The organism is Corynebacterium halotolerans (genome assembly GCF_050107895.1).
GTDB lineage: Bacteria > Actinomycetota > Actinomycetes > Mycobacteriales > Mycobacteriaceae > Corynebacterium > Corynebacterium halotolerans_B.
Map to the genome: position 1 here is coordinate 63,702 of NZ_JBNILW010000007.1, position 21,452 is coordinate 85,153.

Sequence of the window (21,452 nt, forward strand, 5' to 3'; positions counted from 1 at the left end):
GATGTCTGATCTCTACGCAGACCGGCTGTTCAACGCGATGGAGCGCACCGCTCCGGAACCCGGCATGCTGCTGGTCGCCGCGCCGGGCATGATGTCCGGCGATTTCACCCGCAGCGTGATCATGCTCATCGAGCATTCGCCGCAGATGACCTTCGGGGTCAATCTCACCGCGCGCAGTGAACTCGCGGTTTTCAACGTGATGCCGGAGTGGCTGCCGGCCGTTGCCAAGCCACAGGCGCTCTACATCGGCGGGCCCCTGAACCAGCAGTCCGTGGCCGCACTCGGGGTCACCAAAGCCGGCATCAACATCGATGAGCACCCGCAGATCCACCGCCTGGCGCCGCGCCTGGTGCACGTGGACATGCGCTCCAACCCGGACGAGGTCACACCGCTGGTGGAAGGCATCCGCATGTTCGCCGGCTATGCCGAGTGGGCGCCCGGCCAGCTGGAGGAGGAGATCGAGTTCGGCGACTGGTACGTCACCCCGGCCCTGCCCTCCGACGTCATCGCCCCCGGCCGGGTGGATCTGTGGGGTGATGTGATGCGCCGCCAGCAGATGCCCCTGCCCCTGTTCTCCACCTTCCCGGCCGATCTCGGTGACAACTGATGGCCGTGGATTCGGCTTCACCCGGCGAATCCCAACCAACTGAGGACGGCACCCTCACCGAGGTCAGGGCGGGCGTCAGGGAGACCTGGGCCGTGGGACTCGGGCTGGTGCCGCTCGGGCTCGCGTTCGGCCTGCTGATGACCCAGTCCGGATTCGCCTGGTGGTGGACGCCGATCTTCTCCGTGGTGATCTACGCCGGCAGCATGGAATTTCTGGCGGTCAACCTGGTCACCGCGGGCGTGGGGCCCTTCTCCGCCGCGGTCACCGGGTTCATGGTCAACTTCCGCCACATCTTCTATGGCCTGACCTTCCCCCGGAACCAGATCAACTCCCTCCCGGGCAAGGTCTACTCCACCTACGCGCTGACCGACGAGTCCTATGCCATCGTCTCGGCCCGGCCGGCCGGTCCGGTCTCCGGAACCCGGGTCCTGACCATTCAGCTGCTCTGCCAGTCCCTGTGGGTCATTCCGGGCATCATCGGCGCCCTGGCCGGGGAGCTGATTCCGCCGGGCCTGCAGGGCATGGAGTTCGCCCTGACGGCGCTCTTCGTCGTGTTGACCTGGGAGTCCTTCCGGAACAACCAGGACTTCTCACTGCCGCTGACCGCCATCGGCCTCACGGTGGTGGCGGGCATTCTCCTGCCCGGGCAGATGCTCGTCATCGCCCTGATCGCCTATTTCCTGATCCTGGTGCTGCGTTTCCTCTCGCCGCGCCTGGACCTGGCGGTGGAGCTGCGGCGCCCGGCTGAACGAAGGAAGCGCCGTGTCCCCTGAGGTTTCCGTCCTGGCGGTGGCGGGACTTCCGGAAGGTGTGGATCTGCGGACCGTCCTGGCGGTGCTGATTCCGGTGGCCGTTGTGACGCTGGTGTTACGACAGTTCCCCTTCTCCGCGCTCAAGGTGCTGAAGAACAGCAAGTTCGTGGGTATGCTCGGCATCACCATGCCGGTGGGCGTGATGGGAGCCCTGGTCATCTACACCCTCTTCGGGCAGCTCACCGCCCCCGGCGGCCTGGGAGCCTCGCTGATCGCTGTGGCGGTCACCCTGACTTTGCATGCCTGGCGTCGTGATGCCGGCCTGTCCATCGTCGGCGGCACGGTGTGCTACATGCTGCTGGTGAACCTGGTGTTCTAGGTGCTTGTCGGCGCCGCGCCCTCTCCTTGAAGCTGTAGCGCGGCGGGAATGGTTTCCTTTCCCCGGTGCCCGGGTAGCTTCAGGGTCATGAAGACGTACACGGGTGGCCGCAACGGGCTGCTGGCGGCAATGCTGGCTGGTGTCCTGTCCCTCGGCGCCTGTGCGTCTTCGGCCTCAGTTGAGGGTGACTGGGGCTCGGATGAACCGGGCCAGGCCCAGCTCACCTTCCGGGGGGACGGCAGTGTGTCCGGGAGCGACGGCTGTAACCGGCTGACGGGCAGATGGGAGGAGGGTGAACAGGGTGAGGGCTCAGCTCAACTGGATCATCTGGCCGGAACCCTGATGGCCTGCACGGATGTGGATACCTGGCTGTCGCGGGCGGATGCCGTGACGGTTCGCGAGGGAAGCCTCCACGTTTTCGATGCGCAGGGTGTGGAAATCGGTACCCTCCCCCGGCAATGAGGTTCTCAGAGCTCCGGGAACAAGGTGGTCGCCTCGGTCCACAGCCCCTCAAACTCCTCCTCATTTAGATGACGGGCCGTGATGTCCGGGAACTGGTCGTAGGTGTCCGGGTGCGGCACCAGAGCATTCGGCTCATTGGCCATGCCGGCGGTGCGGCCCTCTCGGGCTGCGCCGGTGATGGCGCTATTCGGATCCAGCTCGATGATGCGGAGCATGCGGCAGAAGCCGTTCTCCACGGGTTCCAGCTCGGCCACGTGGATGGCGGTGCCGGCTCCGTCCACGGTGAGTTCGGTACGGACAAAAAGTCGATGTTTCACGTGAAACATCTTCTTGGGTTCGCTGCGCTAAAGCAAACGTGTGGTCCGTAGTGGGAAAAGAAGAACCGGCCGGAAGGGTGATGATCCACTCTTCGGGCCGGCGGCTCCAGCATGACGGGCCTTGCCTGAGGGTCGGGACCGGCCGCTGTCGGCCTATCTCGGTGCGCTGACGGTTTCTACCTTCTGCGGATCGTCGCCCTGCTTCGCGTAGTGCGCGGCCAGCCAGGCGCAGATCATGAGTTGGATCTGATGGAAGAGCATCAGTGGCAGGATCAACAGGCCTACCTGTGCCCCGCCGAAGATGACCGAGGCCATCGGGAGCCCCGTGGCGAGGGATTTCTTGGTGCCGCAGAACTCGACGGCAATGCTGTCCGCCCGGTTGAAGCCGAGTTTCTCGGCGACGAACCGGGTCAGCCACAGCATGAAGATCACCAGCACGATGGAGAACACGATCAGGAAGACGATGTCGAAGAGGGAAACGGTGGACCAGATCCCCGCGACGATGCCGGAGGAGAACGCCGAGTAGACGACCATCGTGATGGAGCCGCGGTCCACGATCTTGGTGCCCTTGTTGGCAGCCAACTTCCCCACCCAGCGGCGGCAGAGTTGGCCGAGAACGAATGGGAGCAGCAGCTGGAGGGCGATTGAGAGGAACACGGAACTGTCGATGTGGATGCCGTCGCCGGAGGACATCAGGAACATCACCAGCAGGGGGGTGAAGAAGACGCCGGCCAGGTTGGAGGCGGACGCCGCCACGATCGCGCCGGCCACATTGCCGCGGGCGATCGAAGTGAAGGCGACCGAGGACTGCACCGTGGACGGCACCAGGGTGAGAAAGAGGATGCCCAGGTAGAGGTCCTCGGAGATGAACATCGTCAGCGGGCGCAACAGCACCCCGATGATCGGGAACGCCACGAATGTGAACACCAGGATCAGGAGATGGAGTTTCCAGTTCTTCAGGCCGTTGAGGGCTTCCTGGGTGGACAGTCGCGCACCGTAGAGAAAGAACAGCACCGCAATGGCGATCTGGGTGGCCACCGCGAACCAGTCGGCGAACTGGCCGCGGGCGGGCAGGATGATGGCCACCACCACAGCCGTCACGATCAGGGCGATCAGCGGGTCGACTTTCGGCATCTTCAGGCGTTTGCTCATGGATCCTTAGTGTACGGCTCAGGTGGTCTCCGGTTCCTGCTTGTTGACGCCGCGGGCATCCGGTCCGGCCCGGCCGCCCCGGAACGGTGTCCACCCCGCGGTGTCTGACCGGACGGGCCGGGCACGGCGGGGCGGATGGTGTGGTGCGGAAGCGGGGTCAGCGCGTGGTCTCCGGCTCTCCCACCGGTTCTTCCTGGTTGTCGGCGAGCTCCGTCTGTCGGGAACGTTCCTCCGTGGCCCGGTTGGCACGGCGGTTGCTGTAGTGCTTGTAACCGGCGGCGGCGAGCACGATCGCCATCAGGCCGTAGAGGACCCAGGTGATGGGTGAGGCGATGAAGGTGGAGTATTCCCCACCCGAAGACAGCAGGGCGTTACGGAAGCTGGTCTCGGCCAGCGGGCCCAGGATCACGCCGATCATCACGGGCGCCAGTGGGAAGTCATAGCGCCGGAACAGGAAACCGATGAAGCCGATCAGCAGCACCAGCAGCAGGTCGGTCATGGCGGCCGACGTGGCGTAGACGCCGAGGGCACAGAACAGGGCGATCCCGGCGTAGAGGTAGTGGCGCGGGATCAGCAGCAGCTTCGCCCACATCGGTGCCAGCGGAAGATTCAGGATCAACAGGACGAACAGGCCGATGAACAGGGATGCGAGCAACGGCCACACCAGGTCCGCGTTGCGTTCGAAGAGGAGCGGGCCGGGTTGGATCCCGTACTGCTGGAAGGCCGCGAGCATGATCGCGGCGGTGGCGGAGGTCGGCAGGCCCATGGCCAGCAGGGCACCCATGGCGGTTCCGGCGGTGGCGTTGCCCGCCGCCTCCGGGGCAGCCACTCCGCGGATGGCACCCGTGCCGAATTTCGGGTCCTTGCGGCGAGCGTCGAGATTGCGTTCGGTGGCGTAGGCCATGAAGGTGGGTACCTCGGCACCACCGACGGGGATGACGCCGAAGGGCACGCCGAAACCGGTGCCGCGCAGCCAGGCGGGTAGTGCCTCCCGGAAGTCCTTGAAGCTCAGGAAGGCACTGCCCGTGAGTTTGGACTTCTGCGTCGGTTTCGGTCGTTTGTGCTCGTAGATCTTGTAGAAGACCTCGCCGAGGGCGAGGATTCCCACGGTGACCACGATGATGCTGATGCCGTCGAAAAGCTCGGGTACGCCACCGGTGAAACGCTGGGTGCCGGAGATGCCGTCGATGCCGACGGTGGCCACCAGCAGGCCGAAGATCAGGGAGACCAGGCCCTTGATCAGGGAGTCGGAGACCACGGCGGAACAGGCCAGGAACGCGAACACGGCGAGGGCGAAGTATTCGGCCGGGCCGAAGAGGATGGCGAACTCGGCCAGCTTCGGGGCGAAGAAGACAACCAGGGTGGTGGCGATCAGACCACCGGTGAAGGCGCCGATGGCGGAGGTGGCCAGAGCCTGCGGGGCCCGGCCCACCAGGGCCATCTTGTGGCCCTCAAAGGAGGTCGCGATGGCGGTGGAACCTCCCGGGGTGTTGACGAGGATCGCCATCGTGGAGTCACCGAAGAGGCCGCCGAAGTAGACGCCGGCGAACATGATGAAGGCCGCGGTGGGCTCCAGGGTGAAGGTGATCGGCAGCAGCAGGGCGACGGCCATGGCCGACCCCATGCCGGGCAGCACGCCCACCGCCGTGCCGAGCAGGGCGCCGATGAAGACCCACAGGAGGTTCATCGGGGTGATGGCGTCGGCGAAACCGTCGAGGAGCAGTGTCAGTTGTTCCATCAGAAGATCCCTCCCAGGATGCCGGCCGGAAGGTGCAGGCCGAGACCCATGGAGAAGGCGACCTGAATGGCCGAGGAGACCACGAGGCTGACCGCGAGGTTGAACACCGGTCGCTTGGCTCCGAGGGTCAGTGCCAGCACCCAGAACAGCAGTGCGGCCGAGATGATCCAGCCGATGGGTTCGAGGATGAAGGCGAACACACCGAAGGCGATGACACCGTAGGCGAGGGCCTTCTTGTCAGTCTCCCCGACCGGGATGAGGGCGGCACTGCGGTTCTCCCCCACTGGCGCGGTGTACCGGGTGCCCGGTTCATGGGAGGGGTTTCGCCAGGTGTCGATGAACAACAGCACGGTCAGGATGGCGGCGACGATTCCCAGCAGCATGGGATAGAACTTCGGTCCCGGAGCCTGCGCACTGTCCGGAACCTCCATGGTGATGATGCCGTAGAAGATGTAGATGGTGAATGCGGCCAGCGCCACTGCGACGAAGAGGGAGCCCCGGCCGTCGAGGGCGTTCGCAGTGCGCAGTTTCGGTTCTTGCGCCCGGTGGCTGCTGCCGGTGGCGGCAGGGTCGCCGGGGTCTGTGGTGGATACCTGGGTATCGACGGAGCTGGCTCCGTCCGGTTCCGGGTGCCGGGGTGGGATGGTTGTCATGAGAGTTCCTTCGGTGAATGGGTGGGTCAGTAGCCCAGGTCGGCCCAGATGGAGTCCACGATCCCGGTCTCCTCTTCGAGGTTGGTGGCGAAGTCGTCACCGATTCGGGAGGTGTCGGTCCACTGGTTTCTTTCGAGGGTGTCCGCCCAGGTGTCCGTGGCGATCATCTCGGCGAAGATGTCCTCCAGTTCGCGTCGTTCCTCCTCGGTGATGCCCGGTGGGGCGACAATGCCGCGCCAGTTGGTGAGTTCGACGTCGTAGCCTTCTTCAATGAGAGTTGGCGCGTCGATGCCCGGCACCGGTTCCGGTGCGGAGACTGCGATGACCTTGAGTCGTCCGGCCTCAATCTGATCCTCGAAGTCGGCGTAGCCGGAGACGGAGGCGGAGATGGTGCCGGAGAGGAGTGCCGTGGCCAGCTCGGCGCCGCCGGAGTGTGCCAGGTAGTTGATGGCGGTGGGATCAATGCCGGCCTCCGTGGCGATCTGGGCGATGATCATCTGGTCGAGACTGCCGAGGGAACCGCCGCCGAAGGGATAGCTGGCGGGGTCTGCCCGCCACTCCTCCACCAGGTCGTCCACGGTGTTGATCGGCGAATCCGCCGGGACCACGACGACGTCGTAATCATCTGTGAGCCGGGCGATGGGAGTTACGTCGCCCATGTCCACGCCGGAACCGTTGATGTTGATGGCACCGAGCATGGTGATGCCCATGACCATCGCTGTGGTGGACTCCCCCTCCATCTCGGTGAGCTGGCTGAGGCCGATGGTGCCGCCGGCCCCGGGAATATTGACCACCTGTGGGCTGTTCACGATGCCCTCGGAGCGCAGCGTCTGCTGCGCCTCTCGGGCTGCGCTGTCCCAACCGCCGCCGGCATTCGCCGGAGCGATGAGCGTCAGGGTGGATCGGGCGTTGGCCCCCGAGGTGGAATTGGAGGCATCTGCCACCCCGGCGACCACCAGGGTGAGACCGAGCAGGGCGGCGATGACGGTACCTACGATTTTCACTGGGGAGCGGGGCGGGGCCCCGGTCTTTTCTGTCATGTGAGGTGGGTCCTCTCCGTGGCGGAGTGAAAAGAGATCAGCTGCGCAGTTCCCCTGCCGTGATGGAGAAGCCCGGCCGGACTGTCGCTTGGATTACAGACTATAACCTGTAATGAGTGAGGGTGGTCACTTTAGGAATCTTTGCTTCCTTGTCTCACTGTTTCCTGAAGGTCAGTTGGATCGTAGCGCTGTGACCACGGACACTCCCTGAATTGGCGGGGCACACGAGATGTTCAGTCGGGGGCAGTTTCGGGGGTGGAGGGAAGGTGGGAGATATGGCGAAAGCCGCGTCCCCGTCTCATGCGGGAACGCGGCTTGGCCGGAGGGGCGGAATCAGGAGCTGGTCTGTAAGACGGTGATTGCCTGGTTGCCGAGACTGCCTCGGATATGCCGCTCCATCACCGCTTGAGCACGTTCGGCATCTCCGTCGCCGATCGCTGTGACGAGCTCCGTATGTTCGGCTGAGACGCGCTGAAAATCTTGGGGTGAATCGCCACGGGTTTGTAAGCCGATGATGCGATATCGGTCCGCTTTGTCCCAGAGGCGTTCGAGCATGTCGACGAGGATGGGGTTGTGCGACGCCCGGTAGATCCGGCGGTGGAACTCGCGGTGGCGCAGCAAACCGTCGACACCCCCCTCTTCCGTCAGTGGGACCAGGAGGGATTCTGCCTCGATGATGCCGGACAGTTCGTCTTCGGTTCGGTGGGTGGCAGCCAGGCTGGCGGCGAGCGGATCGAGTTGGCAGCGCACCTGATAGAGGTCTGCCGCTTCCTTCTCGGTTACCTCAGCTACCCGGGCGTCGCGGTGTGCTGCGAGCGTTATCAATCCCTCGGCGGCGAGACGGCGGATCGCCTCGCGTAACGGGGTGGTACTGAGACCGAAGTCCTTGGCGAGTTTCCCCTGCTGGAGGGGGGAACCGGGCGACAGCTCCCCCGTGAGAATCAGATCCCGGAGCTGGGCGTAGGCGTAGTCATTCTTAGTCATGACCCCGGGCGTAAAAGTGTTCATCAGACCTCCTCCGGACTGAGTGGGCGCGGTAGAGCCGCCCGTTGTTCATGCAGTGGCCGCGGACGGCGTGACAGCTCCGGAGAAATTTCTGGGCTGTGTGGTCCTGCAAGTGTATAACGCATAAAGCTGGTTTAGTTCATTAAACCGTAGCATTATGCCCTGCATCTCATATATTGTCTTCTATAGATTATAAGATGTAACGAGCGAAGCGAGAAACTATGGACACTTCCACAGGTGAGCGACAGGGCCTCCTCCATTACGAGGGCAACGCATATCGTGTTATTTCGGCCGCTGAGACTCTGGGAACGGACTTTCACCGCTGGCCGATGGTGCTGCGCCTCCTGGCGGAGAACGTCGCCCGGTGTGCGCCACCGCAGGAGCGCGAAGCCATGCTGACAGCTCTCCGGCACTGGCGAGAACGCTGCAGCAGCACCGATGAGATTTCATTCCGCCCCGGCCGGCTGTTGATGCATGACACCACCTCCACCCCGGCGCTCGTGGACATGGCCGCGTTGCGTGACACCATCGCTGGGGCAGGCGGTGATCCGGAACAGGTCAGTCCGACCCTCCCCGTGGAAGTGTCAGTGGACCACTCACTCGCCGTGGAGGTCTATGCGACTCCTGACGCACCGGCCCGGAATATTCAGTTGGAGATCCGCCGGAACCGGGAACGGTACCGCTTTCTCAAATGGGCTGCCGGGGCGATGTCCAATATCCACATCAACCCCCCTGGCAGCGGAATCATGCATACGATCAACCTGGAACAGTTGGCGACGGTGGCCACTGTCCACACCGACGGCGAAGTACAGTGGATCGCCCCCGACATGATGCTCGGCACAGACAGCCACACTCCCATGGTCAACGGCCTCGGTGTGCTGGGCTGGGGAATCGGCGGACTCGAGGCCGAAACAGTCATGTTCGGCATGCCGACGACCCTCAAACTCCCGGACGTGGTCGGAGTCCATCTCGCTGGCCGGCTCCAGGGCGGGGTGACGGCCACAGACCTGGCCCTTGTGGTCACGCAGCGTCTCCGCGAGCTGGGCGTCACCGGCGAGTTCGTCGAGTTCTATGGTCCCGGCGTCACGACCTTGAGTGTGGGCGACCGTGCCGTGGTGGCGAACATGGCTCCGGAGTACGGTGCCACCACCGGTTACTTCCCGGTGGATCAGGCGGTTCTGGACTACCTGGCGGTAACCGGACGCTCCCAGCAACAGCAGAACCTGGTTCACGATTATTTCCGGTCGATGGGCTATTGGTTCGACCCCACCGCCACCCCGGATTACAGTCGCACGATCAACATCGATCTTGATGCGGTTTCTCCCGGGGCAGCCGGCCCACGGCGTCCGCAGGACCACGTGGCGATCGCCGAGATCCCAGCCGTGTTGGCGCGGGAGAAGGCGCCCCTGAACTGGGAGGAGGGCGCCTCCATGCCTGAGTTTCCCGTGGCGCTGGCATCGATCACCAGTTGCACCAACACCAGCGACCCTCGGTTACTGATTGCGGCTGGCCTGCTTGCGCGACGGGCGCGGGAGCGGGGCCTCTCCCCAGCACCATGGGTCAAGACCTCCTTAGCGCCGGGATCTCCGGCCGCGGTGTCCTATCTCGCCCGGGCAGGTCTGGATGAGGATCTTTCCGCTGTCGGTTTCGATGTGGTCGGGTTCGGCTGCGCGACCTGCATCGGTAATTCCGGGCCGCTACCCCTGGAGACCGAGCAGGGCCGGAGAGCGGAACAGATCCGGCCCGTCGCGATCCTTTCCGGAAACCGCAATTTTCCGGGCCGCATCCACCCGGACCTCGATCTCGGATTCCTCATGAGTCCCCCCATGGTCGTGGCATATGCACTTGCGGGTGATGCCGCCGTTGATCTTTCGACGGCAGTGTTCGGCGTGGACGAAGACGGTCGGGAGGTTCGGCTCGCTGACCTGTGGCCCACCCCTGAGGAGATCGACCACACGCTAGCTGGTGCCCTCGACCCCGATGACTTCGCCCGAGATTTCCGCACCGCCCTCGAGAACCCGATGTGGAAGCACATCGATGCACCGACGGGGCCGCTATTTCCCTGGGATCCCGAATCCACGATTCTCCGTCCCCCGCCCTTTGCCGCAGCAGATTCAGGTGGCGTTCTGGGACCGCTGGACGCTCATCCGCTCCTGGTGCTGGGGGACGATATCACTACCGACCACATCTCCCCCGCCAGCGCGATTCCCCCGGATAGTTTCGTCGCCGACTACCTTGTCGCCCGCGGGGAAGACCGCGATGATCTCAACGTCTTCGCCTCCCGCCGCGGCAACTGGGAGGTGATGGCGCGCGGCGCCTACTTCAGCAAGGCCGTTTCTAATGCGCTGGCTCCGGATGCCGGTATCGCGATGACCACGCACGGGCCGAGTGGAGACATCATGAGCATCTGGGATGCGGCGAATCGCTACCGAGCTGATTCGGTTCCCGTCATGGTCATTGCCGGCGACCGCTACGGTATGGGCTCTTCCCGCGACTGGGCGGCGAAAGCGCAGAAGCTGTTGGGGGTTCGGACGGTGGTGGCTGCCAGTTATGAACGTATCCACCGCTCCAACTTGATCGGGATGGGGATCCTGCCGTTGACCTACCCTGCTGATGTTCGTGAGCGGCTGCAGGAAATCGATGCCGCCACGGTGCTGAGTGCGGATCTCTCGTTGGCTTTGGCTGGGCCGAGAGCGAGTGTTCCGGTGACGATCCGGGAAAGTTCGGGAGACACATGGGAATTTTTCGCCGAGACGGCAGTGGACACCGGCATGGAGGTCGAGCTGCTCCGGGCCGGTGGGGTCATCCCGAAAATTCTTGACCGTGCCCTCTCGGCTCGGTGATAACGGTAGAGGGAAAAGGAAAAAGACAATGAAGAACGGATATAAGAACATGGCGGTCTTCCGGACCTCGGACGTGTATGACGAACAGGGTGAGGCATTGGAGTCTCTGGCCCTGAGCTTCCATAGTTTTGGTGGTGTGGATTGTTTCCAGGGGGCGGCATACACCGTGGACGTCTACCAGGACAATGGGCTCCTGAAGGAGGTCATGCGCCGGCCCGGTGAAGGTTCGGTTCTGGTCGTCGATGGGCATGGTTCTCTGGGCTGCACTCTGTTAGGCGGCAACATGGCTGCGACCCTGCTGGAGAACAACTGGGCGGGCGTGGTGATTAACGGGGCCATTCGGGATCGGGGTGAACTGAGCCAGCTTCCTTTCGGGGTGCTGGCACTGGGAAGCAACCCGAAACGCAGTTTGAAGGAAGGGGCCGGGCGGGAGAATGTGGAGCTGCACATGGGAGGCGCTCTGATCCGGCCAGGGGCCATGATTTACGCCGACTTCGACGGGGTGTTGGTCGAACGTTAAGCCGTCGTTGCAGTGCGCTCGAGCTGTGGAAGACCGCGGATGGGAGGGGATGTTTCACGTGAAACTTTGACGTTCCTGATCTCTGGACCTGACCCTTTCAGAATTGCTCCCCTTTCAGATCGCCCGGGAGAATGTTTCACGTGAAACTACGCGGCGATGGAGGCGGAGTGGCGTCGGTTGAGGGGGTGAATTCCTGGGGATCGCTGGTTCCACGCTTCGCGATGTTTCACGTGAATCCGTGGCAGATCCGTAGGCAGGTAGTTTTCTGCATAGGTGGGGAGATAGGGCGTAAGTTGCGGTCGCAACAAGCTCATGGGGAATGCCGAGATTGCGCTCTTGAGGGCCCGTGTGACTGCCCTCAATATGACGGCCTCTGGCGGCGATGGAAGACGGCGGTTCCCTTCGGTGTTCAGGTGAACGCGGAGGTACGAGGCGGCCTCTTTTCTGCCTTGCGTAGTCCCGATGACTATGACCCTCACTCGGTTCAGCCATTGTGGAGGGCGAGGAGGCTGGGTTCAGGGGCTGGATGCCGGGAAGAGCGCAGGACAACGGATTTAGTTGGGCAGACTCGTTCGTAATACCTGCCCGACAGTCGCTCCCGGCCGAGTTTGCTGCCGTGGAAAACCCAGCGGTCACCTGGGTCACCTGCGTCACCGGCTCCCCTCCCCCATTGCAGGTCAGCGGTGCGGCTGCGACTTCGAGCCGTCCAGAACCGTAGGGAGCTTCCCCTCGAAACCGCCGCTCCCGCTCGGACAGTTCCGACGGAGGTACTGCTGCAGCGAGAACGCCCGCGGGTTCCGCCTGTGCACTGCACGATGCCATGTAGTTACAGGAGAATGCTGATATCCGGACTGTCCCTGACGGGAAGGATCGGTGGACCTGTTTGCGCTGGAGATCCTTCGGGTTGGCAAAGCGAGCGCAGTACTGAACGGGCGGAGGGTCCTGAGGCTCATCCGGCCCCGGCGGGAGCGGGTTTTATCCCTGCCGCCTCAGACACTCACGTTCAACTGATTTCCTTCCTGGGAGAGCCTGACGGGAGTGAGCGGATCGCGCGAGGGCCCGGCTAGTACTGCTCCATCAGCAATGGAGAACTCAGAGTTGTGGGCCGTGCAGCGCACCATATCCCCCTCCACCTCAGTGATGGGATTAAGCTGATGCGGACAGGTCGCGGAGTAGGCGATGAAATCGCCTTCGGTGGGTTGGGCGATGATGAACCCATCCAGGATGACGGCGCTGCCCACCGGAACTTCTGTGGCCGCCAGTTCTGTGGAGGGCTCAGCCCCACAGGCGGCGAGGAAGGCACCCGCAAAAGTGGTTGCGGTTCCCAGCAGGAACATGCGACGGGTGCAGCTGAGCTCAGGGAGCCGGGGTCCGGAGGATGAGGGGGTCATGACTCCAGTATCTTCCACATGGGGTAGATTGTCACCCTGTGAGAAGCCAGGTGCGCTTTCCGTGGTTCAACTGGACCTTCAGAGGTCAGGGACTCTAACTTTCCCCGCACCTGTCATGGGCCAGGTAAATAGTCTCCGGTCTCATGTTTGGTGTGCCTGACTATAGGTTGCCGCCATCAAATTTCACTCCTCAGAAGCTGCGGGTGGATCCCTAATGAGAGTAGTCGGGAGCGGAATCCGCATTCAGTGCCCACCGCTTTATGTCAGGTGACGGTTTCCCCTTATCCTGGGAGCCAACTGAGTTTCGTCACAGTTACTGTAGGCGGCGCCTGCTACAGCTAGGCCATGGCGCCCCCGCGACGCACCACTGTGCTCGTTCCCCGGCCCGTGGCGCGGGTTCTTCGGGTAACTTATCGGCCCACCACTCCCCTCCCCCACCGCCCAGCCGCGGGAAGAACGAGGATCTGCCCCACCCCTGACCGGCTGAGCCGGGCACAGGCATCAGGAACATCGGCGCGTAGCTCGTAAGCGACAGGACAACAGCCCGCCCCCTAGGCCAGACGATGGTGACCGGCAAGGAGACGGGCTGAGGTGTCGTGGGTGGAGCCGAACACTATTTCCGGGTGGCAGCCTTCATGGCGGACACGAACTCAGCGACCTCGGACTTGAGAGCGTCCAGGTTTGTGATGGTGCCTGGCTCCGGATGCTCGCCGGTCACGTGCGCGTCGATGATGCGGGTGATAGCGGAACCGGTGATTGCGCCAGCGGCGCCGGCCGCGATGGCATCGGCCACGTGTTGCGGAGTTGAGATACCGAAGCCGAGCAGGATCGGGGCGCCGCCGAAACGCTCGACATTGGCCACGACATCGGCAAGCCCCGTGGTTGAGGACTCCCGCTCAGTACCGGTGACACCGTGACGGGAGACGGCGTAGATGTAGCCGCCCGACTGAGCCGCTACGCCTGTCAGTGTGGTCTCTGAGGCCTGCGCCGGTGCGATGAAGATCGGGTCCACCCCTGCGGCCCGGGCGGCCTCGGCGAAGGGTCTGCCCTCCCGGACCGGGACGTCGGGAAGCAGAATGGAGTCGGCCCCGGCTTCCTGGAACTCAGTGTAGAAGCGCTCGATGCCACGGGTGAAGGGGACGTTGCCGTAGATCAGCATGCCGATCGGCAGCTCCGGCCAGGTGTCCCTGATGCGACGGATCAATGCCAGCGATCCGTCCACGGTCGCTCCCCCATCCAGGGCGCGAATATGTGATTTCTGGATCGTGGGGCCATCGGCCACGGGGTCGGAGAAGGGGACGCCGAGTTCCAGGGCGTCGGCACCCGCCTCCACTGTGGCGCGGATGATCTCGAAGGAGGATTCCGGATCGGGATCGCCGAGCATGAGAAAGGGGACGAAGGCACCCTCGTTGGCCGCGTCGAGGCGCTGGAACAGGTCTTCATAACGGGTCATGGTGGGCTAGTCCTCCTTCAGGACGAGTTCGGGGTTCTCCTCGAGGGTGCGGCGCACGTGCTCGACGTCCTTGTCTCCGCGGCCCGAGAGGGAGACGAGGATGTTGATGTCCTCGCCGTTGTCTTCCGCGAGCTTCGCCCGCTTGAGTGCGTAGGCCATGGCATGGCTGGACTCCAGGGCCGGGATGATGCCCTCCTTGCGGGAGAGCAACTGGAAGGCCTCGAGCGCCTCGGCGTCGGTGATACCCACGTAGGTGGCTCGACCGCTCTCGTGGAGGTGGGCGTGCTGCGGGCCGACGCCCGGGTAGTCCAGGCCCGCGGAGATGGAATAGGATTCCTCCACCTGGCCGTCGTCATTGCGCATGAGGTAGGACTTGGCTCCGTGCAGGATGCCGATCTTGCCGTTGGTGATGGTGGCGCCGTGCTCCCCGGAATCCAGACCGTGTCCGCCCGGCTCCGCACCGACCAGCTCCACCTTTTCCTCATCGATGAAGTCGGCGAACATGCCGATGGCGTTTGAGCCGCCACCCACGCAGGCGACGACGAGATCCGGCAGGCCGCCGGTGCGCTCGATCATCTGGACCTTCGCCTCCTCCGAGATGACCTTGTGGAACTCGCGGACGAGTGTCGGGAACGGGTGCGGACCGGCGGCGGTGCCGAGCAGGTAGTGCGATTCGTGGAAGGTGGCGGTCCAGTCCCGCAGCGCCTCGTTAACGGCGTCCTTGAGGGTGCCGGAGCCGGAATCGACGGGGATGACCTTCGCTCCGTGCAGTTGCATGCGGTAGACGTTCGGCTGCTGCCGCTCGACATCCTTGGCACCCATGTAGACCACGCACTCGAGATCGAGCAGGGAGCACGCCAGTGCCGTGGCGGTGCCGTGCTGGCCCGCCCCGGTCTCGGCGATGATGCGCTTCTTGCCCATGCGCTTGGCCAGCAGCGCCTGACCGATCACCTGGTTGGTCTTGTGGGCACCACCGTGGACCAGATCTTCGCGTTTGAGGAAGATTCTGGCGTGGCCTTTCCCAGCCCCGGCCACAGGCAGGTTCGAGCACTCGGTGATCGGGGTGGGTCGGCCGAGGTAGTCCTTCAGGTAGCCGCGGAACTCTGCCATGAACTCGGGGTCATTGGTGGCGTCCACGAAGGCCTGTTCCAGCTGATCGAGCGCCGGAATCAGGGACTCGGGGACGAACTGGCCCCCGAAGTTGCCGAAGTACGCGGGGAGGATGGTCCGGCCGCCGGAACGGGCCTCATCTGGGTTGTTCTGTGTCATGGAGATCTCTTTCCCTAGGAAGCGGCGAGGTCGGAAGAATCAGGGTAGGTGAAGGTGCGGATCGTGGCGAAGGCCCGGCGGATCGCGCCGGAATCCTTGTGTCCGGCCCACTCCCCCGCCTCAGCGGAATACTCCAGGCCGGAGTTCAGGTCCAGGCCGGCGCAACCGACGCCGAGGGCGTCTGTGAGATTGTCCAGCCCGAGGCCGCCGGCGAGCAGGGCGTGCTTCCGGACGGCAGCGGGGATGGTGGACCAGTCAAAACTGGATCCGGTGCCTCCTCGCCCGGAGTCCAGCACCAGCCGGTCCACGACACCCTCGTCTGCCAGGGCGGCGGCGATTTCAGCTCCCTGCGGTTGGTTCATGGATACCGCCCGCCAGATCTCAACCTCCTCGCCGACCTCAGCGCGGATACTTTGCAGCAGGTTCAGTTCTGCCGCGACGTTTTCACGCAACGGCGCCTGAACCTGCACGGCAGTGATGCCGGGTTGGACCAGTTCATCCCAGCCCTGCTCCCGCCGGGAGACTGCGACGTACTTCAAGCCGGTCTCTGCCGCGATGATCTTTTCCGAGGTTTCACGTGAAACATTGCGTGGGGAGGCTTCCTCAAAGATGAGTCCGCCGTACACGGCACCCGCGGCCCTGGCGGCCTGCGCGGCTCCGACGGTCCGTAGGCCACAGACTTTGTTGGGTCCGTAAACCAGTTCACGCGCGGCGGCGTCAATGTCTGGCTGACTGGTCAACTGGGAACCGACGAGGAACCCGTTGGAGTGGCCACCCAGCTTTCGCGCGGTGTAGTTGTCCCGGATGCCGGACTCAGAAATCAGGACGGCGTCGTCCGGAATGAGCTCGGCCAGCCGACCGGAGCGGGTCAGGTCAATGGAGAGGTCGTGGAGGTTGCGGTGGTTGACGCCGATGATCTTCGAACCCAGTTCCACTGCCCGAGCCACCTCCTCCTCATCAATGACCTCGGTCAGGACATCCAGACCGAGACGACCCGCCTCCGCGGCCAGCTCGGCGTATTCCGCATCATCCAGTACTGAGAGCATGAGCAGGATCGCATCCGCACCGAAGTAGCGGGCGGCGTGGATCTGCACCGGGTCGATGATGAAGTCCTTGCACAACACCGGCAGATGGGTGGTGGCGGCGACGGTGGCCAGGTGCTCATAGTCACCACCGAAGCGGTCCGGTTCGCAGAGCACTGAGATACCCGAAGCGAAACGGGAATAGATGGCGGCGATGGCACCGGGCTCATAGTGTTCCCGGATCATGCCCAAGGAGGGAGATGAGGACTTACACTCCATGATGAAGCGGTTGAGGCCGCGACCGCCGTTCTCCTCCCCTCCCCCGAGGGACGCATAGAGAGAACGGGTGGACTTGGGCAGGGTGGCCGGATCGACGTGAGCGATGCGGGCCCGGATTTCCGCCAGGTGCCCCCGGCGCCCCTCGACGATGCCTTCCAGAACAGTGGGCAGTTTAGTTGCCATCGGTGATCTCCTCAGTGCTGTAATCGATCTCTTCATGCTTGGCCAACCAGCTGCGGACGGTGCCGTCGGCGATCAGTCCCAGGGCCTTCTCCGTGCCCTCACGGAAGGAGTCGACGTCCCCGTTGAGGTAGAACATCGCGCCCGCGGAGGCTGCCAGGGCGTCGCGGTGGGCCTCCGGACCTTCACCGGCGAAGGTGGCGCGCATGAAAGCGGCGTTCTCATCGCCCTCGCCCCCGGCCAACTCCTCCAGGCGGTGGCGCCTGAGCCCCAGGTCCTCCGGAGTCAGTTCATAGTGCTCAATGGACCCGTCCTCCTTGAGCTCCCAGATCAGGGAGGTCCCGTGGACGGCAAGCTCATCGGTGCCGGCGCCGTGGATGACCAGCGCCCGCTTACGACCGAGCTCGCGGAAGACCTCGGCGATCAGCTGTCCCGACTCCGGGCGGGCCACCCCCATGATCTGCAGTTCCGGGCGGGCCGGGGAAAGCAACGGGCCCAGGGTGTTGAAGATCGTCGGGAATTTCAGCGCCTTGCGCACCGGCTGCACGTGGGCGATCGCCGGGTTGTAGGCCGGGGCGAACAGGAACGTGAAGTTCGAGGCCTGGAACCACTTCACGGCGCGGTCCACGTCCAGTCCCAACGGGATGTTCAGCGCCTCGAGGACGTCAGCGGACCCGGACTTGGAACTGACGGAGCGGTTGCCGCACTTGACCAGCTTCACTCCGCCCGAGGCGGCGATCAACGACGCCCCGGTGGTGATGTTGATGGTGTTGGCGCCGTCGCCGCCGGTACCGGCGGAATCCATCAGGCCGGCCCCGGTGATCGGGAAGGGACGCCCCGCCGCGATGAAGGCCTTGGCGGCCCCCGCGATGTCGGCGAAGGTCTCTCCCCGGGTCCGGATCATCGTCAGGAGGGCCGCAATGTGGACCTCGTCGTAGTCGCCCACGGTCAGTGGGGTGAATACCTCGATGGCCTGCTCCAGGGTCGGGTTCTTGTTCTCCAGGTAGGCCAGCAGGATGGAGAGAGTGTCAGGACTGGTCATCAGAGATTAGTTCCCTTCCGTAGAGGTGTTGAGCAGATAATTGATGCTTCGGTCCAGGATCACCGGACCGGTGGGGCTGAGCACCGACTCCGGGTGAAACTGCAGCCCCAGGGCCCGGTGGTCGGTGGTTTCGGCGGTCATGATGACATCACCGATCTCAGACCCGATGGTAGCCAGCGGAACGATGCCTGCCGGAGGTGTGGTGCAGCCCAGTGAGTGGTAGCGGGCCACCGGCACCTGACGGCCGAGGACTTCCGGCATGTCCGGCCCGCCGTCAACGGCCAGACCTTCGAAGACCGGGTGGGTGGTGCCGGCATCTGTCAGCCGCATCTGTTCGGAGACGCCGTGAACCGGGCCGCAGGGTTCCACGGTGCCGCCGTGGTGCTCGATCAGGGCCTGGAAGCCCAGGCAGATGCCGAGGATCGGGACGCTGCCGAGCGCGGCGTCGATAAGCGCCATCAAGTTCCCGGCCTCGCTCGGGTAGCCGGGCCCCGGGGAGAGGCAGATCAGGTCGGGATGTGTGTCGAGCACCTGCTCGATCGCAACGGTGTTGCGGTACACGGTGCACTGGTGGCCGGCGGACGCGAAGGCATCGACCAGGTTGTAGACGAAGCTATCGTGGTTGTCGATCAGGACGATCTTGGCGCTCATCGGTTTACCTCCAGGGTCGAGCCGGCGGCCAGCGCGATGGCGTGGAGCACCGCGTAGGCCTTGTGCAGGGTTTCGTCGGCCTCGGATTGCGGATGAGAGTCACGCACGACACCGGCCCCGGCCTGTACCGCGGCCACCCCGTCCTGCACGAAGGCGGAGCGGATGACGATGCAGTTGTCCATGTCGCCGTTGCCCTTGAGGTAGCCCACGGCGCCGCCGTAGGAACCGCGCCGCCGCTTCTCGACGCCGCGCAACAGCTCCATGGCGCGCAGCTTCGGCGCCCCGGACAACGTGCCCATGTTCATGCACGCCCGGTAAGCGTCCAGGGCATCCAGCTCGGGGTCGAGCGTGGCCGTCACGCGGGACACCAGGTGCATGACCCGGGAGTAGCGGTCCACCTGCAGCAGCTCGGCCACCCGCCGGGTCGCCGGAACCGCGACCCGGGCCAGGTCATTGCGCGCCAGATCCACCAGCATGGTGTGCTCCGCGATCTCCTTGGCATCGGTACGCATGTCCAGCTCGGCCCGGATATCGAGTTCCTCGTTCACGCTGCCGTCAGGGTTCAGCCCGCGGGGTCGGGTACCGGCGATGGGATAGAGCTGAACCTCGCGATCGGCGGCGGTGAACTTCAGGTTCGACTCGGGGGAGGCTCCAAAGACCTCGTAGGAACGGCCGTCCGGGTTGATGCCACGGACGTAGAACATGTACGGGCTCGGGTTGGTTTCCCGCAGCTGCCGGTAGGCGGCGAAGGAATCCGGGCACGGCGCGGTGAAGGTGCGCGCGGGGACCACCTGGTAGATGTCGCCGTTGTAGATGGAATCCTTGAGCTGCTTGACCTGTTCGCGGAACTCCGCGTCAGGAATATCGGCGGTGACGGTCAGGACGTCGTCGTCGTGCTCGGTCACCCGGTAAGCGTGCTCGGTGGTGGGCTCGGCGGCATCGATGTGTGCGGCGAGCTGTTCCATGTCGCGGCGCAGGTCCGCCAGGGCACCGGCGGTGGCCACGCCATCGAGGCGGGCGGTGCGTTCCTCATGGTTGATGCTCAGCAGGATCTCGGCGAGGACGAACTGGTAGTCCGGGTAGGTGTTGACCGACTCCCCCACCGCCGGGAGATCCTCGAAGGTCTCCAGGTAATCGAAGGCGAAACCACCACCGAGAAATGGCAGCGCCCCGTTATCATCATGAAAGCCGGAGTCCAGCTGGAGGCGGCGGAGCACCTCGATGGTGCTGATGGCCTTCAGTCGCTCGCGCTCGTTGACGGCGGTGGACTCCGGAAAGCGGAAGGTGGGGCCGGGCTCGGTGGCGCAGAGATACTCACCGAGTTGCTCGGCCAGGCGTGCCGTGATGTCGCCTCCCGAGGTGGTCAGGGGAAGCGCGGTGACCGTGTCTCCCTCACAGGTGACCCGGACCGAAGAGCGCAGTACGGCGACAGAGGAGATACCGCTGCGGGTGGTGATGTCAGCGCTTTCCAGGAGAATGGCGTCATCGATCGTCGTGCCCCCCAGGTGGGCGAAGAGTCCCGAGGCATCCTCGTGGTAACGGACCGGCAGGGAAATGACGGTGGGCTTGAAGCTCATAGCAGTACCTCGACTCTGGCGGGGGTGAGTGGCCGCTGCCCGGCCCGGATCGTGGTGGTCATGTCTGGTGGCCTCTCCTTGAAGAACTTGAACATTGTCTGCGGTAGTTCGCTGCTTCGCTGTTCAAGCGGGGCCTACCCAGGGGGTCCGGGGTGTGAACCAGAAAACGGCCCGACGCTTGGTGGAAGCGTGCGAGCCGTAGAAGTATGAAACCTGCTTTTGCTGTGTAACAACGTGGCTCGCCGGTTAAGCGCGCCACCACCACTGGGTGCTTCGAAGTAAAGAACTGTTGCTCACGAGAAAATACTTTAGCACCTGAGGTGGGAACGTGCCCGGGTTACCCCACGGCGGGTGGAGAATGTTTCACGTGAAACGTTCCCGGCGTGCTCGTGCGGAGGGCTGGATATAGTGAACCGCCCCGCAGAGATGATGATCTCCGCGGGGCGGTTCGGCGTGGTGGCGCCGGGAACTAGCTCTGCCTGTTCTCGGCACTGGCCGCCCGGCGCACCGCGTCCAGATCCACGGCGGGTGCGGGTGCTGCTTCTCCCCCACCGCAGCCACAGCCGCCATCGGCACAGCTGCTGCAGCCCTCCTCCTGTTGCTTGTTCTGGGCATCAAGCACCGTGGCGGTGCGGGCGCCCACATTGGCACCGGAAGCGACACCGACGATGGCCACCACGACGGTGACTACGGGGAGAATCCACAGCCAGCCGGAGGCGACGAAGGCGATCAGGGCACCGAAGACCAGCGCCACGCCACTGAAGATCCACAGTGGTCCCGCCATTGCATGGGAGGAGTCCCAGACTTCCCGGGATTTACGTACCTCGGGTACCCGGATTCCGATGACGGAGTTGCCGGGCAGACGCCGGGTGGCGGCCAGCACTCCGACCACGAGAAGAAGCAGGGCCAGGACAAGAAGGATTACGCCGATCAGCACGCTCATGACAACCAGCTTAACCGCCGAATATTCCCGGGAGAAACCAGCTCAGCGGTATGACGGTGAAATGGCGGGCCCGGTGTCACCGCGCCCGAGGCTGAGGTACAAGAAGTATGGCTAGGCGGTGGTGAACCGGTGTTGTAACGTCAATCACTGACGTCGGGAGAACTTACACAAGGGGAC

Annotated in this window: 20 protein-coding genes; 6 read left to right on the plus strand and 14 right to left on the minus strand. The window is 64.2% G+C overall.

What is annotated here, in order from left to right; translation table 11 throughout:
* Position 1 precedes the first annotated feature (1 nt).
* The 4 genes from ACQCVD_RS08430 (at position 2) to ACQCVD_RS08445 (ending at position 2,200) form a co-directional block, all read left to right on the plus strand.
* A complete protein-coding gene (locus tag ACQCVD_RS08430; RefSeq protein ID WP_426823291.1) occupies positions 2-607 on the plus strand; it encodes a YqgE/AlgH family protein in 606 nt (201 codons plus the stop codon).
* A gap of 5 nt (positions 608-612) precedes the next feature.
* A complete protein-coding gene (locus ACQCVD_RS08435) occupies positions 613-1,380 on the plus strand; it encodes an AzlC family ABC transporter permease (RefSeq protein WP_426823292.1) in 768 nt (255 codons plus the stop codon).
* Positions 1,381-1,390: 10 nt separating this feature from the next.
* Positions 1,391-1,738 carry a branched-chain amino acid transporter permease gene (locus ACQCVD_RS08440; RefSeq protein WP_426823411.1) on the plus strand — a complete coding sequence of 116 codons (348 nt, stop codon included), beginning with the start codon at positions 1,391-1,393 and terminating at the stop codon, positions 1,736-1,738.
* Positions 1,739-1,825: 87 nt separating this feature from the next.
* On the plus strand, positions 1,826-2,200 hold the full coding sequence (locus ACQCVD_RS08445; protein WP_426823293.1) for an META domain-containing protein: 375 nt from the start codon (positions 1,826-1,828) through the stop codon (positions 2,198-2,200).
* A gap of 5 nt (positions 2,201-2,205) precedes the next feature.
* Here the strand turns inward: ACQCVD_RS08445 and ACQCVD_RS08450 are convergent, their stop codons facing one another.
* The 6 genes from ACQCVD_RS08450 to ACQCVD_RS08475 all read right to left on the minus strand — a co-directional run bounded on the left by ACQCVD_RS08450 (position 2,206) and on the right by ACQCVD_RS08475 (position 8,108).
* On the minus strand, positions 2,206-2,526 hold the full coding sequence (locus tag ACQCVD_RS08450) for a hypothetical protein (RefSeq protein WP_426823294.1): 321 nt from the start codon (positions 2,524-2,526) through the stop codon (positions 2,206-2,208).
* Positions 2,527-2,670: 144 nt separating this feature from the next.
* Positions 2,671-3,669, minus strand: coding sequence for a bile acid:sodium symporter family protein (locus tag ACQCVD_RS08455; RefSeq protein WP_426823295.1), 999 nt, complete (start codon positions 3,667-3,669; stop codon positions 2,671-2,673).
* A 157-nt stretch (positions 3,670-3,826) separates the two neighbouring features.
* Positions 3,827-5,407, minus strand: coding sequence for a tripartite tricarboxylate transporter permease (locus ACQCVD_RS08460; protein WP_426823296.1), 1,581 nt, complete (start codon positions 5,405-5,407; stop codon positions 3,827-3,829).
* Complete coding sequence (locus tag ACQCVD_RS08465; RefSeq protein WP_426823297.1) at positions 5,407-6,060, minus strand: tripartite tricarboxylate transporter TctB family protein; 654 nt, start codon at positions 6,058-6,060, stop codon at positions 5,407-5,409. The genes ACQCVD_RS08460 and ACQCVD_RS08465 overlap by 1 nt, the downstream gene beginning before the upstream one ends.
* Positions 6,061-6,086: 26 nt before the next feature.
* The gene (locus ACQCVD_RS08470) at positions 6,087-7,100 is read right to left on the minus strand and encodes a Bug family tripartite tricarboxylate transporter substrate binding protein (protein WP_426823298.1); all 1,014 of its coding nucleotides are present in this window, start codon (positions 7,098-7,100) and stop codon (positions 6,087-6,089) included.
* A 333-nt stretch (positions 7,101-7,433) separates the two neighbouring features.
* Positions 7,434-8,108, minus strand: a complete 675-nt coding sequence (locus ACQCVD_RS08475; protein WP_426823299.1) for a GntR family transcriptional regulator — start codon at positions 8,106-8,108, stop codon at positions 7,434-7,436.
* Between the two features lie 218 nt (positions 8,109-8,326).
* Between ACQCVD_RS08475 and acnA the strand changes: the two genes are divergently transcribed.
* The gene (gene acnA / locus ACQCVD_RS08480) at positions 8,327-10,948 is read left to right on the plus strand and encodes an aconitate hydratase AcnA (protein WP_426823300.1); all 2,622 of its coding nucleotides are present in this window, start codon (positions 8,327-8,329) and stop codon (positions 10,946-10,948) included.
* 28 nt (positions 10,949-10,976) lie between these two features.
* Positions 10,977-11,468, plus strand: coding sequence for a ribonuclease E activity regulator RraA (gene rraA / locus ACQCVD_RS08485; RefSeq protein WP_426823301.1), 492 nt, complete (start codon positions 10,977-10,979; stop codon positions 11,466-11,468).
* Between the two features lie 989 nt (positions 11,469-12,457).
* Here the strand turns inward: rraA and ACQCVD_RS08490 are convergent.
* The 8 genes from ACQCVD_RS08490 to ACQCVD_RS08525 all read right to left on the minus strand — a co-directional run bounded on the left by ACQCVD_RS08490 (position 12,458) and on the right by ACQCVD_RS08525 (position 21,275).
* A complete protein-coding gene (locus ACQCVD_RS08490; RefSeq protein ID WP_426823302.1) occupies positions 12,458-12,859 on the minus strand; it encodes a Rieske (2Fe-2S) protein in 402 nt (133 codons plus the stop codon).
* A 613-nt stretch (positions 12,860-13,472) separates the two neighbouring features.
* Positions 13,473-14,312 (minus strand): tryptophan synthase subunit alpha, encoded by an 840-nt coding sequence (gene trpA, locus ACQCVD_RS08495; protein WP_426823303.1) that lies wholly within the window; start codon positions 14,310-14,312, stop codon positions 13,473-13,475.
* Between the two features lie 6 nt (positions 14,313-14,318).
* Positions 14,319-15,581 (minus strand): tryptophan synthase subunit beta, encoded by a 1,263-nt coding sequence (gene trpB / locus ACQCVD_RS08500; protein WP_426823304.1) that lies wholly within the window; start codon positions 15,579-15,581, stop codon positions 14,319-14,321.
* 14 nt (positions 15,582-15,595) lie between these two features.
* A complete protein-coding gene (trpCF, locus tag ACQCVD_RS08505) occupies positions 15,596-17,065 on the minus strand; it encodes a bifunctional indole-3-glycerol-phosphate synthase TrpC/phosphoribosylanthranilate isomerase TrpF (protein WP_426823305.1) in 1,470 nt (489 codons plus the stop codon).
* Positions 17,055-18,104, minus strand: a complete 1,050-nt coding sequence (trpD, locus tag ACQCVD_RS08510) for an anthranilate phosphoribosyltransferase (RefSeq protein ID WP_426823306.1) — start codon at positions 18,102-18,104, stop codon at positions 17,055-17,057. Before trpD ends, trpCF begins: the two co-directional genes overlap by 11 nt.
* A gap of 6 nt (positions 18,105-18,110) precedes the next feature.
* A complete protein-coding gene (locus tag ACQCVD_RS08515; protein ID WP_426823307.1) occupies positions 18,111-18,755 on the minus strand; it encodes an anthranilate synthase component II in 645 nt (214 codons plus the stop codon).
* The gene (locus ACQCVD_RS08520; protein ID WP_426823308.1) at positions 18,752-20,332 is read right to left on the minus strand and encodes an anthranilate synthase component 1; all 1,581 of its coding nucleotides are present in this window, start codon (positions 20,330-20,332) and stop codon (positions 18,752-18,754) included. The genes ACQCVD_RS08515 and ACQCVD_RS08520 overlap by 4 nt, the downstream gene beginning before the upstream one ends.
* Before the next feature lie 469 nt (positions 20,333-20,801).
* Positions 20,802-21,275: an SdpI family protein gene (locus ACQCVD_RS08525; RefSeq protein WP_426823309.1), complete on the minus strand. Its 474-nt coding sequence runs from the start codon at positions 21,273-21,275 to the stop codon at positions 20,802-20,804.
* Positions 21,276-21,452 lie beyond the last annotated feature (177 nt).